Genomic DNA, 16,239 nt, shown 5'->3' with positions numbered 1-16,239 from the left:
CTGTGCGCACCGATTTCGTGCGGCTGCCCGTATGCGCGGATGCATCCCGTGTGGCTTGTGGTTTCCGGGTGTGTATCGGTGTCGGCGTATGTGTGAGTCACCCTGCTACCTCGGGTTGAATATCTCTGTCCGTGTGCACATCCCGGCCGTCGCAGCACCGAGCTGCGCCGATTCGGCGGTGTGGCTCACCCGTTCACGTCGCGGCAGGCGCGGTAGAAATCGGACCAGTCGGGGCGTTCGCGGACGACGGCTTCCAGGTATTCGGTCCAGACGACGGCGTCGGAGACCGGGTCCTTGATCACCGAGCCGAGGACAGCGCCCGCAATGTCGGAGGCGCGCAGGACGCCGTCGCCGAAGTGTGCGGACAAGGCGATGCCGTTGGTGATGACCGAGATTGCTTCGGCGGTGGACAGGGTGCCCGACGGGGACTTGAGCTTGGTACGGCCGTCGGCGGTGATGCCGGAGCGCAGTTCGCGGAAGATGCGTACGACGCGGCGCACTTCCTCGGCGGCGGCGGGAATGGTGGGCAGTTCCAGCGCGGAGCCGAGTTGTTCCACGCGACGGGTGACGATAGCGACCTCGTCGTCTTCGCTGGCAGGCAGCGGCAGCACCACGGTGTTGAAGCGGCGGCGCAGTGCCGAGGACAGGTCGTTGACGCCGCGGTCGCGGTCATTGGCGGTGGCGATGACGTTGAACCCCTTGGCGGCCTGCACCTCGGTGCCGAGTTCGGGCACCGGCAGCGTCTTCTCCGACAGCACGGTGATCAGCGCGTCCTGCACATCCGAGGGGATGCGGGTGAGTTCTTCGATGCGGGCGATGGCGCCGCGACTCATCGCGGTCATCACCGGCGAAGCCACCATCGCGCCTTCGCTCGGCCCTTCTGCCAGCAGTCGCGCGTAGTTCCAGCCGTAGCGGATCGCTTCTTCCGCGGTGCCGGAAGTGCCCTGCACCAGCAGTGTCGACTCGCCGCAGATGGCAGCCGAAAGATGTTCCGACACCCAGGTTTTGGCGGTGCCTGGCACACCGAGCAGCAGCAGCGCCCGGTCGGTTGCCAGGGTGGCCACCGCGACCTCCATGAGTCGGCGCGGGCCGACGTACTTCGGAGTGATCACGGTGCCGTCGTCGAGCGTGCCACCGAGCAGATAGGTGACCACCGCCCAGGGCGAGAGCCGCCACGAGGGCGGGCGCGGGCGGTCGTCGATGGCGGTCAGCGCCCGCAGTTCGTGCGCGTATGCCTGTTCGGCGTGGGGGCGCAACAGGTCCGGTGTGGTGTCTTCGGTGGACACGGTGGTGGTGGTCACTGCAACTCCTCGAGCATCATCGAGCGGTGGTTGAGGTCGTGGGCGAGTTGGTTGAAGGCCTGCTCCCAGCCGGGATCGTCGCAACGGCGGGCCACCACGGTGACCGCAGGGGCCGCGACGAGCGGCAGGTGAGCGGCCGCCGCGGCGAGCAGCGACCGGTGTGCGCTCGGCGTCGCGCCGTGTGCGCCGGGGCGGTTGGTCCCTGGCGGCTGGTACGCGGCGCGCGCACGTTCGAACAGCAGCAGAATCAAATGCTGGGCCAACGGTTCCGGCCATGGGTGCCCCATAGCGGGCAACAGTGCCTCGATCTCCGAGAGCCACGATCCGTCCAGCTGCAGCAGGTGCGTGGTCCGGTCGGCGAGCGGCAACAGCGCGAAGAGTTCACGGCGGCGCAGCATGGCGAGATCGGACGGCACGCCGGCGTTGAACAGGGCACGGGCCCACGCCGGATCGTGCTGCGCCAGTGTGGCATCGACCCAGCCGTCGAAGACCGGCTGCCGGAACCGGTCGGCGATGGCGGCCTGCGTCACCTGCTCCGGCGTGGCCGGATTATTCGGTGTCCCCAGCGCCGCCGCCCAGTGCGTCAGCGGCGTCGCGGCGACGAGCTGGCGGACGCGGCCCGCGGTCACGTCGGGTCCGCCGCCCCACCGGTAGGTGAACTCCACTGTGCGGTCGGCGATGCCGTCGCGGTGATCCGCGGTGTCGAGTGCATCGGGCAACTCGATGGTGAGATGCGCACGGAGCGCGCCGTTTTCGGCAGGCGCCCAGATCGTGTCCAACCATTGGGTCGCGCGCCGCGTCATCCGATGGGCGAACGCCGAGTCGGGCAGCAGGGTGAGCAGTCCGGCGGCGGTGCGCCGGACGTCGGCGCGGCGATCGTCCAACGCCGTCTCGAGCAGCGCCTCGTCGGCCGCTGAAATCCCGTTGGCGAGGACGGCGAGCAGCTCCGCTTTCAGCGGGCCGGATTCCTTCGGCCACGCCGCGGTCAGCGCCGCCAGCGCGGCGGCCGCGTCGCGGCGGCGCAGATCGGTGAGCCAGTCCCGCCGCTCGGGCGGTCTGCCGAACTGCCATACCTCCGCGTCCGGAGTTTTTGTACTGTGCCGCACCAGGTTTCGCCACTCCGGATGCTGTATCGCCAACCAGCGACCGCGCGCACCGGCCAGGCGCAAAAGGGGTTCGCGCAGCTCGGCGTTCGTTTTCGCGTGTTCCAGTAATAGTCCGCACAGTGCATCGGGGGCGCGGTAGTCGTACGGCGCGGCCGCGGCGAACCATTCCGCGAGAAACGGTGACCGGTCGGTCACCATGCGCGAGAGCCGGGACGCCGCAAGCCTCGGCAGTAGTCGCCGGGTGTCGTCCTCGGCGGGGTCGGGCGGGGTTGCGGTACCCGCTGCCACCCCGCCGCGCGCGAAAGTGTCACGCAGTGCGGCAGATTCGAGCAGCAGCAGTGCAGGCTCGGAGCGCAGCTCGGCCGCCGCGGCCGCGACCGGTGGATCGAGCCGGGTCGGGTCCGGGGCGCGGCGCGCGGTGCCCAGCAATGCGACGGAGGTCAGGTCTGCGGCGTTCGGCGACTGCGTGGCAGCCGAATTCCTGGCGCTGCGGGCGGTGAGTCCCTGGCCGCTCACGTCGACGACTTCGCCCGCGGTGAACGCCGAGATCGGGACAAGGCCATCGGCAGTCCACTCCGCGGCAAGCGTCACCGGATGACCGCCGGACACGCCGAGTAGCCGCCACGGCTGCTCGATCGGCACAACCGGTACCGCAGCACCGCCGGATTCCGCTATATACCAACCATTTTCGGTGGGTACCGGTACGACGTCGGTGAGCAGGATCGGCCACGACCGCAGCCACGGATCCGCGCCGAGCGCCCGCGCGTGCGCATCGAGCGCGGCGGTGATGCTGCCGGCTTCGGCTGCGATCGGGAAGGTGGTGAATGGTTCTGCGGCGCCGTGCCGTTCGCCCCACAGTGCGCGCAATGGCGCGGCCCCCGGGTAGTAGTGCAGGTGCGCGTCGGCCATCATGCCGGGGGCGGGCACCTCCGCGGAGAAGCTCGGTGTGCCGAAGGAGTGCTCGACCAGCAGCGCCCAGCGCCGGCTTTCCCTGCCGTACAGCCAGCTTCGCCGCGTGTAGAGCCGTTCCTCCTCGCTGGTGCGGACGCCGAGCACCATCCAACGGTCGCGAACAGCAGGCTCGTCGCGCACGCTCTCCGCCGGTGCGGGATAGCCGATGTGGGAGCGGATGCTCGCCGCCAATGCGGGCGACATGTCGTCGATGCGACGATGCGCGGCGACAAGCAGATGTAGCCGCGCGAATTCACGCAGGACAAGGTCCGGCCAATCCGCGCTGGTCACCACCGTGGCAGGCAGTTGCCGCAGCGCCGAGGCGATACCGGGCGCCTGCGCGTCGACCATCCGTGCGGCGATCGCCTCGAACGCCCCGAAGGACCGATTGCTCTGGGCGAGCCCCGTGCGTACCTGATCGCCGAGCCAGATATCGAGTTCCTCCAGCCCCGCGGTCACCCGCACCCGCCGTTGCTCGGCCGTGGCCGGATTCGGCGTCCGCGCGGTGGTTTCTCCAGCTGGTTTCGCCGCAGCGCGAGTGGCGCGGCCGGTGATCCAGTCGGCAGCGAAATCGGCGATCTGCGCTGCCTCTTCGACGGACCCGCCCGACCAGCTCAGCAGCAGCGACAGCGCGTGTTTGCACGGGAACTTGCGACTGGGACACGAGCACTTGTACGCCGGACCGGCCAGATCGACGATCGTTTGATACGGCTTGGCGCCGCTGCCCTTGCAGAGGCCCCAGAGTGCGGTGTCGTGATACCCCGCGCCGTGCCAGCGTCCGGCGAGCTTGCGTGCGGCCGACAGCGAGCTCGCGTCCGGTGCCAGCGCGCTGACCTGCTCCTCGGTCCACGGTGCCGTCATCGGGCGGCTCCCGCTCGGCTCTGCGTCATGTGTTCCCCCGTTTCTCGGTTGACCGGATTTCTACCGCAGCCCACCGACAAGTGCCGCGCTACCCACGGGTTTTGCCTGGAAATCGCTGTGCAGTCGGAAAATTCGAGACAAATGTGCCTTGCCTTACCGGTCGGTTTCTGTCATTCTGTTCTGTTCGGCTCGACCGAGCCACCCGCATCGGGTGAGACACCATCGAGCTGCCCGCCGGGGCTGGCGAGGGGTGGACATCGAGCGCATTCCCCTGACGCTCGATGGCCATACCATCCCCGCGGGCAGGTTCGAGCCCCTACCAGCACATTCGGACCGTGCGGTGGGCGAATTCGACACGATCGGGTAGCGTTTCGCACAGCTTTCGACAGTGACGCCGGGCCCTGGGGTCGCCAGGACGCCGTTCCGTGGTGGAGGGGGTTTCGCATGCGCACGGATCCCGATGCCGACCCGGCGACGGAATCGGTGCCGCGTCTCACCGCGGTGGTTGCCCGCAGGCTTGCTGCCGATCCCACGGTCACCGCCGATGTGGCGCACGCGGTGTTGCAGGCGCTCGGCACCGAGTCTCCCGACCGCACAATGGAGTTCGATGATTCGGGGATATTCCTGCGCGCGATCCGGGTGCGTGGCTTCCGCGGCATCGGACCCGAGGTATCGCTGAAGCTGCCGCCGGGTCCCGGTTTGACCCTGGTCGTCGGACGTAACGGCAGCGGCAAATCCAGCTTCGCCGAGGCCGCAGAGCTGGCGCTGACCGGCGGCAATCGCCGCTGGGACGGCAGGTCCGCCGCATGGCGGGAGGGCTGGCGCAATCTGCACGAGTCCGACTCCACCCGCATCGAGCTGGAATTGCTCACCACGGGAAGCGATTCCGAGCTGACCATTGCCAAGGAATGGTCACCGGAGGCCGACCTCGGCGCGGCGCGCTGGACCGAACAGCGACCACCAGGCCCGCCAACGGAATTCGATACCGACCGCTGGTCCGGACTGCTCGACCTGTACCGCCCATTCCTGTCCTACAGCGAGCTCGGTGCGCTGGTCGACGGCAAACCCAGCGACCTCTTCGACGCGCTGCACCAGCTGCTCGGCCTCGACGAACTGACCATGGCGCAGGAGCGGATTCGTGCCCGCCGGCTGGAATTGGAACGCGTGGTACGAGATTCGCGGCAGCAGCGGCTCGGGCTGGTCACCACGCTCGAGTCGGTGGCCGACGATCGCGCGATCCGGCTCGCAGGTCTGCTGCGCCCCGCGCAACCGGATCTCACCGCGATCGGCCGTGCGGTTTTCGGGTCCGCCGACGATCCGTCCGGACCCGCGGGCCTGCGCGCGATCGTGCGACTGGCCATCCCGTCCAACGCCGAGGTCGAGGCGGTGGCCAAGCGCCTGGAGCAATGCGCGACCGTGCTGGCTCGCGATTCCACCGCGGACGCCGAAGCCGATCTGCGAGTGCTCGAGCTGCTGCGCAAGGCCCGCGATCATGTTGCCGCCGGGGGCAGTTGCGCGTGCCCGGTGTGCGGCCGCGGGGAGTTGGACGACGCATGGTCGAGTGCCGCCGATGATTCGATCGCCGCGCTGACCGCACGTGTCGATGCGCTCGCCACCGCACGTGCCGATCTGCGCCGAGCCGTGCGTGCGGCGCGGGCATTGCCGCAACATGTTCCCGCGGAACTGGATTTCGACCCCGGCTACCCGCCCACCGTGGACACCACAGCGGTGCGCAGTGCCTGGTCGGAGTGGTCCGCGCTGAGCTCGGCCGAGTACACCACTGAGCTGCCCGACCAGTTGCGTTGTGCGCATGCGCGGCTCGTCGACGAACTCGATCTACTGCAACAGGGCACCCGCAAGGAACTGAGCCGGATCGACGAAGTGTGGTCGCCGCTGGTGCCCCGCCTCGTCGGCTGGTTGGACGGAGCTCGGCGGGTGGCCGCGCAAGCGGGCGTCCTGCGCACGGTCCGGCGAGCCGAGGACTGGCTCAAGTCCGCGACCGCGGGGTTGCGCGGCGAACGCATGGCGCCGCTGGAGACGACGGCGCGCTGGGTCTGGCACACGCTGCGGCAGCAGAGCAATGTGGAACTCGGCGCAATCACGTTGCAGGGCAATGCCGGAACCGCGCGGCGAGTGCTGCTCGATGTCACCGTCGACGACGTCGACGGCGCAGCGCTCGGCGTGATGAGCCAGGGCGAGCTGCATGCGCTGGGGTTGTCGCTGTTCCTGCCGCGCGCGACCGTCGAACAGAGTCCCTTCCGTTTCGTCATGATCGACGACCCGGTGCAGGCGATGGACCCGGCGAAGGTGGACGGGCTGGCCAGGGTGCTCGCCGTCGTCGCGTGGACGCGCCAGGTGATCGTGTTCACCCACGACGAGCGGCTGGCCGAGGCCGTCCGCCGCATGCAGTTGGACGCCTGTGTGCTCGAGGTGCAGCGGCGCGAGCGTTCGGTGATCGAGGTCAGGATGGCAAGCGACCCGGTGCGCCGCTACCTCGACGACGCGCGCTCGCTGGCCAAGACCCCGCAGCTGCCGCAGGCGATCGCCGATGAACTCGTTGCCACCTGCTGCCGCTCCGCTGTGGAGGCGGCCAGCCTGGCGCGGGCCAGGCGCAATCTGCTTGCCGAGGGCATGGATCATCGCGAGGTCGAGCGCTACGTCGAGGGCGCGCAGACCACCCGCGCGATGGTCGCGCTCGCGGTGATGGGGGTGTCCGGGCGCGTCGACGATCTGAACAAACACCTTGCCCGCGAAGGTAAATGGGTGGTGGACGCACTGCGCGACGCGACTGCGGGCGCGCACGTGCCGATTGGCCGCAGTATGCGCGATCTGATCGCCGATACCGAGAAGTTCGTCGCCTGGTTACGCGCATGAGTGCAGAACACAGGCCGCGGCGGAGGCCGGGGCGTCGCGGTCCTGCGCGTCGATCGGGTGCGGGCCGTCCGCGCGCACTGCCGCGGCCGACCGTCGCCGAACGATTCGATGCCGTCGACCGGCTGCTCGACGGGTCGGTAACCGACGCCGACGGGCTGTGGTCGCGCGCGACCGTGTGGATCCTGCGCCTGGCCCTCGAGCAGTGCGTCGACGAATTATGGGCGCGGGTCGCTCCGGAGCTGGCGCGTTGCCCGATGCGCGCGCAGCTACTGGCATTGCGCGCATTCGCGGGCTCCGAGACGGCCGCGCAGGTCGCGACGGTATGGGCGGCGCTGTCGCGCGCCGCCCACCACTACGACTACGAGCTCGCGCCGAGCGTCACCGACTTGCGCCGCTGGCGCGAGCAGACCGCGGCGATCGCCGCCGCGCTTGCCAGTGCCGAAGTGCGATGAGGTGTGGGCGGCCTCGGTCGAACAAGCCGATGATGCTGCTCGGTCGCAAAAGGCTATTGGGCAACGGCCGAACCGGTGCTCAGCATGTTCGACACAAGCCCTTTCTGAGGCCCGGAGTGATATCGAGTTCCCCGGGCTTGCACGATGTGGGTATGGGTAAGACCGAGGTGTGTCCGTGCAAGCGCGGCGAGCCGTTCGAGCAGTGCTGTGGTCCGGTGCTTGCGGGGCAGCGGCCTGCGGCGACAGCCGAGGCGTTGATGCGGTCGAGGTACACCGCGTTCGCGATCGGTGACATCGAATATCTTCGGCGCTCATGGCATTCGAGCACCCGGCCCGCGGATCTCGAGCTCGATCCCGGGCAGCGGTGGCTGTTCCTGGAGATCGTGCGCACCGAGCGCGGCGGTCCGTTCGACGATGTCGGCACCGTCGAGTTCATCGCGCACTATCGGGCCGACGGCGCCCGCGGGTCGTTGCACGAGGTCAGCAGGTTCCGCAGGGAGGACGGCGCCTGGGTCTACCTGGACGGTGTCATCGAACCATGACCGGTAGCGTGCCCCTCATGGCACGAGTCGCGATCGAATACTGCACCCAGTGCCGCTGGCTGCTGCGGGCGAGCTGGATGGCACAGGAGCTGCTGAGCACCTTCGAAACAGCCCTCGGCGAGGTTGCGCTGATCCCGGGATCGGGCGGTGTCTTCCGGGTCACCGTGGACGGTGAGCAGGTGTGGGAGCGCAAGGCCGACGGCGGGTTCCCCGATATCGCCGTGCTCAAGCAACGGGTGCGCGACCGGGTCGAGCCGGATCGTGATCTCGGCCACGCCGACAAGCGCGACTGAGCTCGGCCCCGCTGCGGCTCGAGCCGAACGAGGGTCAGGCGCAGCAGCCGCCACCGCAGCAGCCGCCGCCCGAAGGACGCGGCGCCGCAGCAGGCTGCGGTGTGCCGCCGCCACCCCGGCTGACCGTGGCAAACGTGGTGAGCAGCTTGACCGTGTCGTGGTGACCGTGCGGGCAGGTGGCCGGATTCGATGACTCCGCCATCGGGCGATTCACGTCGAAGGTGTCGCCACAGCTGCGGCACCGGAAGCTGTAACTCGGCATCGCTCCAGCGTAGCGTCCTGCAACCGTTAGCTGCGTCTTGCCCGCCGCGCTCGCGGCGTGGACGTACTCTCGAAGCAGAGATCACGAAGAACCGGACCGGGCGGAGCGAATTCGCAGCATGCCGACCGGGGTCGTGGGCAGGAGGTGCGGACAATGAGCACTCAGTTCGAGACGGAACCGAGCTCGGATGTGGAAGGCGCCGCGCCTGTCGCACGAACAACGTCGGGACACGTGCGTGGTCACTGGGACGGCCAGGTCGCCGTATGGCGCAGCATCCCGTACGCGGCCCCTGTCGCGGGGCCGGACCGGTTTCGGCCGCCGTTGCCACCGCAGCCGTGGGACGGGATTCGGGATTGCGTGACATTCGGGGATATCGCCCCGCAGACCATCGGCCCCATGGTTCCCGTCGATTCGGAACTTCGGATGGGCGAGGATTGCCTCTGGCTGAATGTCTGGGCGCCGCCGCACGCCACCGAATCAGGTGAACCACGGCCGGTGCTGGTGTGGCTGCATGGCGGTGCGTACTGCCTCGGCACCGCGGCGCAGGGCATCTACGACGGCCGCAAGCTGGCCGAAACCGGTGACGTGGTGGTGGTCGGCGTCAATTACCGGCTCGGCGCACTCGGGTTTCTCGATCTGTCCTCGCTGTCGGACGCCTTCACCCCCAACCTCGGTCTGCACGACCAGATCGCGGCACTGGAATGGGTGCGCGACAATATCGCCGGATTCGGCGGCGACCCCGACAATGTGACGCTGTTCGGTGAGTCGTCGGGGGCCGGGTGCGTGACGGCGTTGCTGACCTCGCCGCGTTCGGCCGGCTTGTTCCACAAGGCCATTGCGCAAAGTCCGCCCGCGACAACCATATTCGGACACGAGCGGGCCGCAGGCGTCGCGCAGCGGTTCTTGGAACTGCTGGAATTGCCCGAATCGAGAGTGAGTGAACTGCTCGAATGCCCGCTCGAACGGATCGTGACCGCGGCGGGCGTGCTGCTCGACGAGATCCCGCTGAAAGAGCCGGGCAGGCTGGCCGCGGCCCCCGTCGTCGACGGCGACCTGCTCCCCACCTATCCGATCGACCGTTTCCAGCACGGGCGTTCACATCGGATGCCGCTGATGATCGGGACCAACAAAGACGAGGCCTCGCTGTTTCGGGTGTTCCGTTCGCCGATCATGCCGGTCACGCCGGACGCGGTGAACGCCATGCTGCGCGATGTCGCCGCCAATCACCCGGAGATGTCGCACGAGCGGATCGCCGAAATCACCTCGGCCTACCCTGATCTCGACAAGACCCGCGGCGCGCTCGCCATGTCCACCGACGCGGCGTTCCGGATGCCTGCCCACTGGGTGGCCGATGCGCATGCCCAGCACTCACCGACCTGGATGTACCGCTTCGACCATGCGACGCCGATGTTGAAGGCCGCACGCGTCGGCGCAGGCCATGCCACCGAATTGCCTTACGTCTTCGGCAATTTCGGCACCTTCAACCACGACCCGACCTTCTGGCTGGGCGGCCGCAAGGTGGCCACCGAGGTATCGGGCCGGATGATGCGCCGTTGGCTGGCCTTCGCCACACACGGCGTTCCCGCCGCGCTGGACGGCTCGAAACACTGGCCGCCCTACCGTCCGTCGAACCGCACCACCCTGCTGATCGACGCCATCGATCGCGTGGTGGACAACCCCGACCGCGACCTACACACCGCGTGGGGCGAGCAGGCCGTCGGTTTCAGCTGAGCTCCCCGATCCGCGGATTGCTGCGCGACACGGGGTTCGCCTCGCGTCGCTGGACCGATCTTCTCGAAAACTGTTGCGCTGCTATGGAACCGATCTGTGGTTCGTTGCGTCCATACGTGTAGCAGAACCAGATCCCAAGAGGTGCCGCGGTCGTGACCGGCTGACGCAGCCTCGCAGGCGAACGGTGCTGCACACGGGCCGGCCGCACGGAGAACCCGGCCGGTACCTCGACTGCACCGAGTGGGGGATTTCTTGTGAACGGGACGCAACCGAGTCAGGCTGTTGGTGGAAGGGCGGCGCGTGTGGCCCTCGCGCATCCGGGCCTGCACGAGTACCTGGACTCCGCGAATGAGCTGTGGGGACAGCTCTTCGCGCCTACCTTCCGAATCGAGTTCGCGGACTACGACGAATTGGTCTCGCGCAGTGACATTTCCGGCGCGATCATCATGCTCCCGGTCAACGCGGAGTACGAGGCCGAAAGCTTGCATACGGTTCGGGCGCAGCATGCGATGGGTCTCATCGTCGCGGTCACCGACGACGTCACCGGTCATTCGACGTACTCCGCGATCCGCTTCGGTGCCGACTTCGTGATCAACGTCGCGATACCGGGCGAGCGGCAGGCGGAGATGCTTCGGGCGCAGTTGGGCGAGTTCATGCACTCGGCCAGGATCGACACGCGTCCGGCGTTGCTCGGCGCGGTCACCGACCACAGCGCGAGCAGCCGTGGGCAGCACGCCGAGCCGCGGCGCGACGATGCACCCGAGGCCGCAGACCTGCCTCCACTGGGGATCTCGGTCGGCCGCAGCGCGTGGACCGAATTCGACATCAGATTGCTGAGGATGCTGCGAACGCCGATGACCGTCGCCGAGATCGCGCGGGCCAACTACCTGTCGGAACGCTCGATCTATCGGCGCATCCGCAATCTTTACAACGCGCTCGGCGTGGTGAGCCGCACCGAGCTGATCAGGTCGACGGGCGGGGAATATTCGGCCGGGCGGTCTGTAGAACAGATGGAAGCTCTCCGGTAGAGAAGGACGGTGTCTCCCGATCTCACCGATCGGGAGACACGCTTTAGACGGTCGTCGGTTCCTGGGCCGGAGTGCTCGCGCGGCGGCCGAGGCGGACCGGCATTCGCTCATACCCGTGCAGGGTGAACAGGTTCCGGCGTCGGGGTCGGCCGTCGAGGGCGAGGTCGGGGAAACAGTCGAACAGCGATTGCAGAGCATAGACGGCCTCCATTCGGGCCAGGCTCGCGCCGAGGCAGGCGTGCATGCCACTGCTGAAGGTGAGGTGCTCCTTGGCGTTCGAGCGGGCGACGTCGAAGGCCGCGGGGTCGGTGAAGACCGCGGGGTCGCGGTTGGCGCCTGCCAGTGAAAGGACGATGGTGCTGCCTTCCCGAATCGCGACGCCGTCGAGTTCGACGTCGCACAGGGCGGTGCGAGCCGTTGTCTGCACCGGAGCGTCGATGCGCAGGACCTCTTCGATGGCGTTGGGCCAGAGTTCCGGTTCGGTGCGCAGCCGGTCGAGCTGTTCGGGGTGAGCGACCAGTTGCACGACACCGTTGCCGATGAGGTTGACCGTGGTTTCGAAACCGGCGCCCATCAGCAGGCTGGCGGTCGCCTTCAATTCGAAGGTATCCAGTTCACCGGCGGTGACCAGGTTGCTGAGGATGTCGTCACCCGGTTCGCGGCGCAGCCGTTCGATGTGGTCGTCGAGGTAGGAGTTCATGACATCCATCGCCACCACCCCGCGGTGGAACGTGCGCCAGGAGATGCCGACGTCGAGCAGTGGCGTCGCCTTGTCGCCCCAGTCGAGGAAGAGCTTGCGGTCGCGGTCGGGGAATCCGAGCATTTCGGAGATGATCGCGATGGGAACCTGTGCGGCAAAAGATTCGATCAGGTCGGCCGAGCCGCCGGCGGGTAGCGCGCCGAGCAGTTCCTCGGTGACGGTTTCGACGCGCTCACGTAGCTTGCGGATCGCCCGCGGGGTGAAGGCCGAGGAGACCGGACGGCGCATCGCCGTGTGCTGCGGCGGATCGATCACCAGCATCGATGGCGGCTCGACCGGGCTCGGCGGCATCGGGAAGCGATCCGCGATCAGCTGGAGCGGCTTGGGGATATTGAAGCTTTCGGTGGTTCGCACACCGAAACGGGTGTCCCGCAGAATGGCTCGGCACAGATCGTGGTCGAAGGCGGCCCACGCGATCGGGGTGTGCAGCAGCCTGCTCGGTCCGTGCGTCACCTGCGCGCGCAGGCGCTCGATGAGTGGATAGGGGTCGTCGAGGCCGCTCGGCCCACCCATCAGCTGAGCGAACGGGTCACCGCGCCATGCCTGTGTTCGCAAGGCCAGCCGGGGGGCGCCCTGCACTGATAACCAACGCAACCAATACTGCGGCTTCATTCTCACCAACCCCGTCGTTGTGCGATACATCCACCGTACGGATTCGGGTGCGGCTGTGGAACGTCCTCTGGTCGGATAGGTGGCCTATACCGTGGTAGGAGACGCCACCTCCACGCCTGGACCGATTATCCCAGCGAGCGACGATATTCCTCCGGTGAATGCCGGATTCGATCAGCGTCGAACGGTTACCCGTTCGGATGCCACGCGCCGGTCGTGCTGGGCCGGGTCCGGGTTGACCACTTGCACCAGCGAGGCGCCCGCCGCCAGCACCGAGATCAGTCCGTCGATCAGTTCCGCGGGTGTATCCCACGACGCACTCGACAGCACCCGATCGCCCTCGGAAAATCCTTGCAGCAGTGCGGATTTCTTCGCTTCGGCCAGTACCTCGGACACCGGCATGCCATCCAGCGCCACGCCCGCTCCGCGCGGGTGGAACTGGTCACCGTGCACGCGCACCGAGGTGGCGAAATCGGTGATGCCGATCGGCAGATCGCGAACGGGCATGCCGAACGCATCCAGCGACAGTGCGGCAACCTCGGCGACACCGTCGGTTTCCTCGAGCCGCTCGGCGGTGGCCAGGGCCAGATCGGCGTCGGGATCGGGCCCCAACACCACCTCGGCACCGGCCCACCAGCAGCCGAGCAGGACCGCGGCGGTCTGCCAGTGCGCGGGCAGCAATACCGCGACCCTGGCGCCGGGACTCAGGCCGAACTCGTCGCGAATCAGGTTGGCGGTCTTGGCTGCCCAGTTCGCAAGCGTCAGCCCGGACAGCTCGATCCTGGCGTCGGTGGCGTCGTTGTAATAGGTGATGCGCGGACCCGCGGGTTCGCGTTCGAGGATCGGATCGAGCACCGCCTCGGTGAGGGTCAGTGTCTTGGTTTTGTCACGCATGGTTCAGTTCACGCATTTCGGTCCTGTCTGGCCTGCGTCGATCGGTGGGGCGGGCGGGACCGGTGTTGCGGTGGCCGACGACGTCCCGGAGATGTCGAACATGCTGCTCGCAGCCGAGCCCGGCCCAGAATAGTCGCTCGCCAGCACGACGCTGACAGATTCCGCTGACAACGACGGATCGGCGACCACCGGGAGCCCACCGAGCGCCTTCGCCACTGCCTTGGCTTCCGGGTCCGTGGTGCTCGTGGCAAGCACCCGGCTGCTGGTCACGCTCGGGCCGGTGTAGTTGCCCACCAGACCCTCATGAAAGCCCTTGGTGGTCAAGGCCTGTGCCACCTGGCCGGCGAGTCCACCGATGCCGCTGGCGTTGAACACGCTGACGCTCACGTTGCTCGGGTCGATCGTCGATTCGGCGGGCTGCTCGGTCTTGCCGTCGACCAGCGACGCCACATAGGTCTTGACCGCCTTGGGATCGACGCGGACCACCGATTCGCCGTCGCTCGTCAAGCTGTTGAGATCGGTGACCGGCACCGTCTCGAACTTCACCTGGCCACCCGAAAGATCCTGTAGCTGTTGGAGAAACGCGAGCACATCCCAGTTGTCGTCCAAGACGACGGCCCGCCCAACCGCACCGCTGAGTTGCTCGAGTTTGCCCGGATTGGCCAGCGTTTTCGCGGTGAGTACCTGTTTGACCAACTGCGCCATGAAGACCTGCTGGCGCACGATCCGATCCAGGTCACCGCGCTGCAGATCGTGGCGCTGGCGCACGAAACCGAGGGCCTGCGGGCCGTCGAGCCGCTGGCGGCCCGCCGGGAAGTCGGCGCCGGACATCCATTCGTCGACCGGGTTGTTCAGGCACACCTCGACACCACCGACCGCGTCGGTGAGCAACACGAAGCCGAGCAGGCTCACTTCGGCGTAATGGTCGACGGTGATCCCGGTGAGGTTGGCCACCGACTTGATCAGTGCCTGGCGGCCGGCCTGGGTGGACTGTTTTTCCGCCTCGGCCTCGGAAACGCCCTGATTGTTCAGCTTCAGCCGCTCGGTTTCCTTGGTCTCGCCGTAGGCGGAGTTGATTTTGCCCATGCCGAGGCCGGGGATGTCGACGTAGGAATCGCGCGGGATGGAGATGGCGGTGGCGGAGCGCCCGTCGTTCGGGACGCGCATCAGCACGATGGTGTCGGTATTGGTGCCCACCTCGTTCCCCGCGTGCAACATCGCACGTTCGCCGCTGCTCAGCGGGTTTCCGTGCGCGTCGGTGCGGCTGTCCACACCGACGAGCAGGATGTCGACGGCGCCGTCGCGGCCACCGCCGAGGCCGAGGTTGCCGATGCGTTCGATCTGGGAGATCAGGGAATCGACGCTGTGCCAGGCGAATCCGGTGATGACAAGGACCAATACCGCACCCGCCGCGATGAATACGCGCAGCGGACCGGATGCGACGGGTCCGGCATCAGCGCCGGATAGTCGCGCTTGCACCGACGTCCTGCTCCGCTGCGACAACTCTGCATCCTCTCGCCTGACTCAGGTTCTCTGCTGGCAGCGCCAGACCGCCCCTACTCCGGTAAGTCCCCCGTACCCGTCCATCAAGGCTAACCAACGGTTACCGCGGCAGACATCAACCTCAGGTGTCACGGCGTGCCAGACTTGCGGCCGTGACCGCAGACACTGCAGCCCCAGGACGCTTGATCGTGACCGGGGCACGGGGGCAGCTCGGACAGGAGATACTCCGCCGGGCACCCGCCGCCCGTGCCTTCGGCCACCGCGAACTCGACATCACCGACGCGGCCGCGGTGCGTGCGATTGTCGAACCCGGTGACGTGGTGCTCAATTGCGCCGCGTACACCGCCGTGGACCAAGCCGAATCCGAGCCGGATGCGGCCTTCGCCTGCAACGAGACCGGACCCACCGTACTCGCCGCCGCCTGCGCCGATACGGGTGTTCGGCTGATCCATCTCTCGACCGATTACGTGTTCGCCGGTACCGGCGACAAGCCGTACGACACCACCGATCCGACCGGTCCATCGACGGTGTACGGCCGGTCCAAACTGGCCGGTGAGCAGGCGGTATCGGCATTGGCTCCGCAGTCGCACATCGTGCGGACCGCGTGGGTGTACACGGGGGTGGGCAATGATTTCGTGGCCACCATGCTGCGGCTGGAACGCGAACGCGACACCATCGATGTGGTCGACGATCAAATCGGCTCCCCGACCTATGCTGCCGATCTGGCCGCAGGTCTGCTGGAGCTGGTCGAGCGGCCGGACGCGCCCCGAGTGCTGCACGCCACTAATGCGGGCCGGGCGAGTTGGTTCGAACTGGCACAGGCGGTGTTCGTCGGAATCGGCGCCGACCCCGCCCGGGTCCGTCCGTGTGACTCGACCGCATTTCCGAGACCTGCACGGCGCCCGGCATATTCGGTGTTGTCCAACGATGCGTGGATCGGCGCAGGGCTCGCTCCGCTGCGAGATTGGCAGGAAGCACTCGGGGACGCGCTGTCGGGTAGGTCCGACTAGGCTGGCATGTCGTGAGTGAGCGCAGCGAACGAACCAGAGACACAGCCGCCGAAGCGGTCGGG

General features: G+C 67.8%; 13 protein-coding genes. 7 read left to right on the top strand and 6 right to left on the bottom strand.

Translation table 11 applies throughout. From position 1 onward, the window contains the following. Positions 1–185: 185 nt before the first annotated feature. Together ACLMAL_RS13550 and ACLMAL_RS13545 are read right to left on the bottom strand one after the other, a co-directional pair. Complete coding sequence (locus ACLMAL_RS13550) at positions 186–1,301, bottom strand: ATP-binding protein (protein WP_411999381.1); 1,116 nt, start codon at positions 1,299–1,301, stop codon at positions 186–188. Continuing rightward, the gene (locus tag ACLMAL_RS13545) at positions 1,298–4,219 is read right to left on the bottom strand and encodes a DUF5691 domain-containing protein (RefSeq protein ID WP_411999380.1); all 2,922 of its coding nucleotides are present in this window, start codon (positions 4,217–4,219) and stop codon (positions 1,298–1,300) included. The genes ACLMAL_RS13550 and ACLMAL_RS13545 overlap by 4 nt, the downstream gene beginning before the upstream one ends. 444 nt (positions 4,220–4,663) lie before the next feature. On the opposite strand from ACLMAL_RS13545, the gene ACLMAL_RS13540 reads away from it, so the two are divergent. The 4 genes from ACLMAL_RS13540 to ACLMAL_RS13525 all read left to right on the top strand — a co-directional run bounded on the left by ACLMAL_RS13540 (position 4,664) and on the right by ACLMAL_RS13525 (position 8,380). Beyond that, positions 4,664–7,093: an AAA family ATPase gene (locus ACLMAL_RS13540; protein WP_411999379.1), complete on the top strand. Its 2,430-nt coding sequence runs from the start codon at positions 4,664–4,666 to the stop codon at positions 7,091–7,093. After that, complete coding sequence (locus tag ACLMAL_RS13535; RefSeq protein WP_411999378.1) at positions 7,090–7,545, top strand: hypothetical protein; 456 nt, start codon at positions 7,090–7,092, stop codon at positions 7,543–7,545. The genes ACLMAL_RS13540 and ACLMAL_RS13535 overlap by 4 nt, the downstream gene beginning before the upstream one ends. A gap of 152 nt (positions 7,546–7,697) precedes the next feature. After that, the gene (locus tag ACLMAL_RS13530; protein ID WP_328405435.1) at positions 7,698–8,087 is read left to right on the top strand and encodes a YchJ family protein; all 390 of its coding nucleotides are present in this window, start codon (positions 7,698–7,700) and stop codon (positions 8,085–8,087) included. Positions 8,088–8,104: 17 nt separating this feature from the next. After that, positions 8,105–8,380 carry a SelT/SelW/SelH family protein gene (locus ACLMAL_RS13525; RefSeq protein ID WP_411999377.1) on the top strand — a complete coding sequence of 92 codons (276 nt, stop codon included), beginning with the start codon at positions 8,105–8,107 and terminating at the stop codon, positions 8,378–8,380. 34 nt (positions 8,381–8,414) lie between these two features. Here ACLMAL_RS13525 and ACLMAL_RS13520 read toward each other — a convergent pair whose 3' ends face one another. Continuing rightward, the gene (locus ACLMAL_RS13520) at positions 8,415–8,642 is read right to left on the bottom strand and encodes a zinc ribbon domain-containing protein (RefSeq protein WP_406232597.1); all 228 of its coding nucleotides are present in this window, start codon (positions 8,640–8,642) and stop codon (positions 8,415–8,417) included. Between the two features lie 153 nt (positions 8,643–8,795). Between ACLMAL_RS13520 and ACLMAL_RS13515 the strand changes: the two genes are divergently transcribed. Next, positions 8,796–10,373 (top strand): carboxylesterase/lipase family protein, encoded by a 1,578-nt coding sequence (locus tag ACLMAL_RS13515; RefSeq protein WP_411999376.1) that lies wholly within the window; start codon positions 8,796–8,798, stop codon positions 10,371–10,373. 302 nt (positions 10,374–10,675) lie between these two features. Beyond that, positions 10,676–11,401, top strand: coding sequence for a helix-turn-helix transcriptional regulator (locus ACLMAL_RS13510; protein WP_411999375.1), 726 nt, complete (start codon positions 10,676–10,678; stop codon positions 11,399–11,401). 43 nt (positions 11,402–11,444) lie between these two features. Here ACLMAL_RS13510 and ACLMAL_RS13505 read toward each other — a convergent pair whose 3' ends face one another. The 3 genes from ACLMAL_RS13505 to ACLMAL_RS13495 all read right to left on the bottom strand — a co-directional run bounded on the left by ACLMAL_RS13505 (position 11,445) and on the right by ACLMAL_RS13495 (position 15,080). Then, positions 11,445–12,773: a cytochrome P450 gene (locus ACLMAL_RS13505; protein ID WP_411999374.1), complete on the bottom strand. Its 1,329-nt coding sequence runs from the start codon at positions 12,771–12,773 to the stop codon at positions 11,445–11,447. A 171-nt stretch (positions 12,774–12,944) separates the two neighbouring features. Further along, positions 12,945–13,664, bottom strand: coding sequence for a TIGR03089 family protein (locus ACLMAL_RS13500; RefSeq protein ID WP_411999373.1), 720 nt, complete (start codon positions 13,662–13,664; stop codon positions 12,945–12,947). A 3-nt stretch (positions 13,665–13,667) separates the two neighbouring features. Beyond that, entirely contained in the window at positions 13,668–15,080 is a 1,413-nt protein-coding gene (locus tag ACLMAL_RS13495; protein WP_411999480.1) for an LCP family protein, read from the bottom strand. Between the two features lie 239 nt (positions 15,081–15,319). Here ACLMAL_RS13495 and rfbD point away from each other — a divergent pair, with 239 nt between their 5' ends. Further along, positions 15,320–16,177 carry a dTDP-4-dehydrorhamnose reductase gene (gene rfbD, locus ACLMAL_RS13490; protein WP_411999372.1) on the top strand — a complete coding sequence of 286 codons (858 nt, stop codon included), beginning with the start codon at positions 15,320–15,322 and terminating at the stop codon, positions 16,175–16,177. Positions 16,178–16,239: the final 62 nt, after the last annotated feature.

Source organism: Nocardia sp. CWNU-33, assembly GCF_046764895.1.
Taxonomy (GTDB): Bacteria; Actinomycetota; Actinomycetes; order Mycobacteriales; family Mycobacteriaceae; genus Nocardia.
Note: the sequence above shows the minus strand (reverse complement) of the source record. Positions and strands in the feature narration are given on the sequence as shown.

Excerpts from the sequence above, each read along its gene's own strand:
- ACLMAL_RS13545 (WP_411999380.1), bottom strand. The coding sequence starts at position 4,219 with ATGACGGCACCGTGGACCGAGGAGCAGGTCAGCGCGCTGGCACCGGAC.
- ACLMAL_RS13540 (WP_411999379.1), top strand. The coding sequence starts at position 4,664 with ATGCGCACGGATCCCGATGCCGACCCGGCGACGGAATCGGTGCCGCGT.
- ACLMAL_RS13535 (WP_411999378.1), top strand. The coding sequence starts at position 7,090 with ATGAGTGCAGAACACAGGCCGCGGCGGAGGCCGGGGCGTCGCGGTCCT.
- ACLMAL_RS13530 (WP_328405435.1), top strand. The coding sequence starts at position 7,698 with ATGGGTAAGACCGAGGTGTGTCCGTGCAAGCGCGGCGAGCCGTTCGAG.
- ACLMAL_RS13525 (WP_411999377.1), top strand. The coding sequence starts at position 8,105 with ATGGCACGAGTCGCGATCGAATACTGCACCCAGTGCCGCTGGCTGCTG.
- ACLMAL_RS13520 (WP_406232597.1), bottom strand. The coding sequence starts at position 8,642 with ATGCCGAGTTACAGCTTCCGGTGCCGCAGCTGTGGCGACACCTTCGAC.
- ACLMAL_RS13515 (WP_411999376.1), top strand. The coding sequence starts at position 8,796 with ATGAGCACTCAGTTCGAGACGGAACCGAGCTCGGATGTGGAAGGCGCC.
- ACLMAL_RS13505 (WP_411999374.1), bottom strand. The coding sequence starts at position 12,773 with ATGAAGCCGCAGTATTGGTTGCGTTGGTTATCAGTGCAGGGCGCCCCC.
- ACLMAL_RS13500 (WP_411999373.1), bottom strand. The coding sequence starts at position 13,664 with ATGCGTGACAAAACCAAGACACTGACCCTCACCGAGGCGGTGCTCGAT.